Source organism: Okeania sp. SIO2B9, from assembly GCF_010672505.1.
Classification (GTDB): domain Bacteria; phylum Cyanobacteriota; class Cyanobacteriia; order Cyanobacteriales; family Microcoleaceae; genus Okeania; species Okeania hirsuta.
On the sequence record NZ_JAAHGK010001079.1, the window covers coordinates 1 to 2,681 of the forward strand.

Sequence of the window (2,681 nt, forward strand, 5' to 3'; positions counted from 1 at the left end):
TTTCACTCTTTCTCCTATAAATTAAGAATTTTGTACTCTAGTAGTAATCTCATTAACAATTTTATGAGCTGACAAAATAGCCCCTTCCTGCCATCCGGTTAAATAACTCATATGGTCTCCGGCAAAATATACATTTCCGTCAGGTTGATTTAGAACTAAATAGGCTTTTTTCCTGCTATCTTGCTCCCACCTGATCAAAGCTCCCTCGCTGTAGGGTACTTTTCCCCAAGCTACCGTGCAGCCATTTGCTACGGATACTTCCTGATTATACCCTGGGTGAATCTTTTCCCCTTCTAAAATAGCTAAGGATAGTCGCTGTTTAGATGTCATAGCTTCCCAGCGTTTTGAAATCTCATTACTCCAGATGTAAGCACCAACAATAATACCTTGAGAATTATGAAAACCTGTTGAGGGGTACCAAATTTGAGTAATGTCTCCCTCTGTCCATGAAATACCACCGTAGATATTGTAGTCTTCTTCCCAAAATCGACGCCTACTCTGAAATCCTACTTTAATAGCGTGGCTATAGGAGGATGCTCCTACTGTAATCGCAGCTTGATGTTCTACGGAAAAATCGGCCTTAATATTTTTCAGTACAGATAAGGGTATGGTACAAATTGCGAATTTACCATCAACAGACTGATATTGATTGCTTTGGCGATCGCGATATATCACCTGTACCCCATCAGAATGCTGCCGAATTTTAGTTACTTCAGCATTATAGCGAATAAGTCTACCCACCTGCTGCTCAAAAGCTTTAGCTATGGCATCCATTCCACCCACTGGTTGCAGCATCGTAGCTGCTTGCCAATAACCTTCACCGAAATGCATTTTGTATTGCCAGAACCGAGAATCTAATAATTCAGATAATGGCAAAGGCTCATGTTTTCTACCAGTGTTTATTCCAGCACCAGGGGGAGTTTCATATCCTGCTCTACTAGAACCGACATATTCCCCCTTTGAATTTAAATCACCAAATTGTTTAACAAACTCTAACAGACGCTCTTGTTCTTCTGGGGATACATCCCGATCTAATCCATTAATACCAATAGCTTTAGTTAGTAATTCAGCAATGTAGCCTCTGCTGTCACTTATGACACGTCGGCTGTTCACAGGAGAACCACCGAAAGCTTGATCATCCTGAAAGTAGGCTGCCCGATTTTCATTAACGATCACCTCTAGTGGCACTCCAAACTCTTGACAATAACTCAAAATATTTTTGTGGTGGTAAGGTATACGAGCTGGTCCTGGGTTGAAATAGAGAGAATTGTCATTGTCAAATGGGCATTTTTCTGAGCGTTGTCCTTGCTGATGAATCTCATTAATTACATCGTTATGGCGCAAAGTCCAACAGCGACCACCTGCACGATTTCGAGCTTCTAACAAAATACATTCATATCCAGCTTTTGTCAACTCGTAGGCAGCGGTCATACCTGCAATTCCCGCTCCCAAAATGATGACTTTAATTCCAGCACCTGTTTCGCCTCCAAGTCTTGGTCGATTAGTTGTTTGAGCATGGGTTAATCTCCAACCCATGGCATGGAGAGCAATCAGAACGGCAGTCGTTCCACCAGCTCGACTTAATAAATTAAATAGTGTCCGTCGTTTCATTAATTGATTCCGCTAATCGGATTTGATGTTGTAAATTATATCAAATCAGGATAATTACTATACCCAAGTCATTGCGACTTATAACTCATCCCAGGAGGTTAACGAAGTCAGAAGTCAGAAGTCAGAAGTCAGAAGTGATTTTTGTAACGGGGCTCAAATCCCCGCTCCAAAAATATTACGCCTTAAAAGGCGGGGTTTTAGACCCATATTATTTTGATAATTCAGGTAGACCGAGTCAGGAGGGAAGAAATAAGAAGAAGTTGCTGCCTTAGCACTACTACATTTTTATTTGAGATTATCTATAACTCTCAGTATTCTAGTAATATAATCAGTTCGCCATTGCTCCCGTTCCTCATTTACTTGTGCATCTGGTTGATAATTTTCAATGTCTTCAGAGAAAATAATACTTTTAGCTACTAATAACTTTTCAATGGTGTCTAAGCGTTCCCGCAATACTGATACCTCTCCTGCTAATGCCATTATTATTGCCAGTAATTTATCGTTATCTGTATTATCCAAATAAACTGGTCGCTTACCTTTTGCTTGTTTAGGAATCATCTTTTTTTATCTTTTTATCATTTACTACCAACAATAATGAATGACTGCATTCCATTACTTTGTTCCAGCAATGTGTTAATCAGACTATCTCTCGAAAAACCTGCTTCCCTTGCTACAGCTACTAAATCTAAATCCCGCATGGCACTCCAGAAAGGTTCATTATTATTAGTTGTTTCTTCATCATAGATGAACGCAGTATATAAATCTAGATGACGAAACAAACGCGCATCTTGATGTATCATTATTCCACCTGGAGCTAATAAACGATAACTTTCACGGAAAACATTCCGAATTGCTGGCACAGGTATTTCATGTAGCAAAATATGACTTACCACCAAATCAAATGATTCATCTGGAAAGTTAGTCTTCTCAGCATTCTGTTGGTGGCGGTATCACGCTGGTCGTCGCCCCCTCCATCGTCAGAATCGGCCACGACTTCGACGCCGAGCGCCAGGAACGGGTCCGGGCCGACGAACGGGCCCGGGTGGCCGCCCACCTGCACGATTCGGTCC

At 41.2% G+C, this 2,681-nt stretch carries 4 protein-coding genes; all 4 read right to left on the reverse strand.

The window, feature by feature from the left end; all coding sequences use genetic code 11:
- Window positions 1-21 precede the first annotated feature (21 nt).
- On the reverse strand, window positions 22-1,611 hold the full coding sequence (locus tag F6K13_RS27450) for a flavin monoamine oxidase family protein (protein WP_124154934.1): 1,590 nt from the start codon (window positions 1,609-1,611) through the stop codon (window positions 22-24).
- A 285-nt stretch (window positions 1,612-1,896) separates the two neighbouring features.
- Window positions 1,897-2,169, reverse strand: coding sequence for a hypothetical protein (locus tag F6K13_RS27455; protein WP_240041606.1), 273 nt, complete (start codon window positions 2,167-2,169; stop codon window positions 1,897-1,899).
- A 17-nt stretch (window positions 2,170-2,186) separates the two neighbouring features.
- Window positions 2,187-2,504: a class I SAM-dependent methyltransferase gene (locus tag F6K13_RS27460; protein ID WP_287289056.1), complete on the reverse strand. Its 318-nt coding sequence runs from the start codon at window positions 2,502-2,504 to the stop codon at window positions 2,187-2,189.
- Window positions 2,498-2,681: hypothetical protein (locus tag F6K13_RS27465; RefSeq protein ID WP_287289054.1), on the reverse strand; the 184-nt coding region annotated here is incomplete at its 5' end. The genes F6K13_RS27460 and F6K13_RS27465, both read right to left, overlap by 7 nt.

What these genes read in the sequence shown, in the direction of transcription:
- F6K13_RS27450 (WP_124154934.1), bottom strand. Translation starts at nt 1,611, where the DNA reads ATGAAACGACGGACACTATTTAATTTATTAAGTCGAGCTGGTGGAACG.
- F6K13_RS27455 (WP_240041606.1), bottom strand. Translation starts at nt 2,169, where the DNA reads ATGATTCCTAAACAAGCAAAAGGTAAGCGACCAGTTTATTTGGATAAT.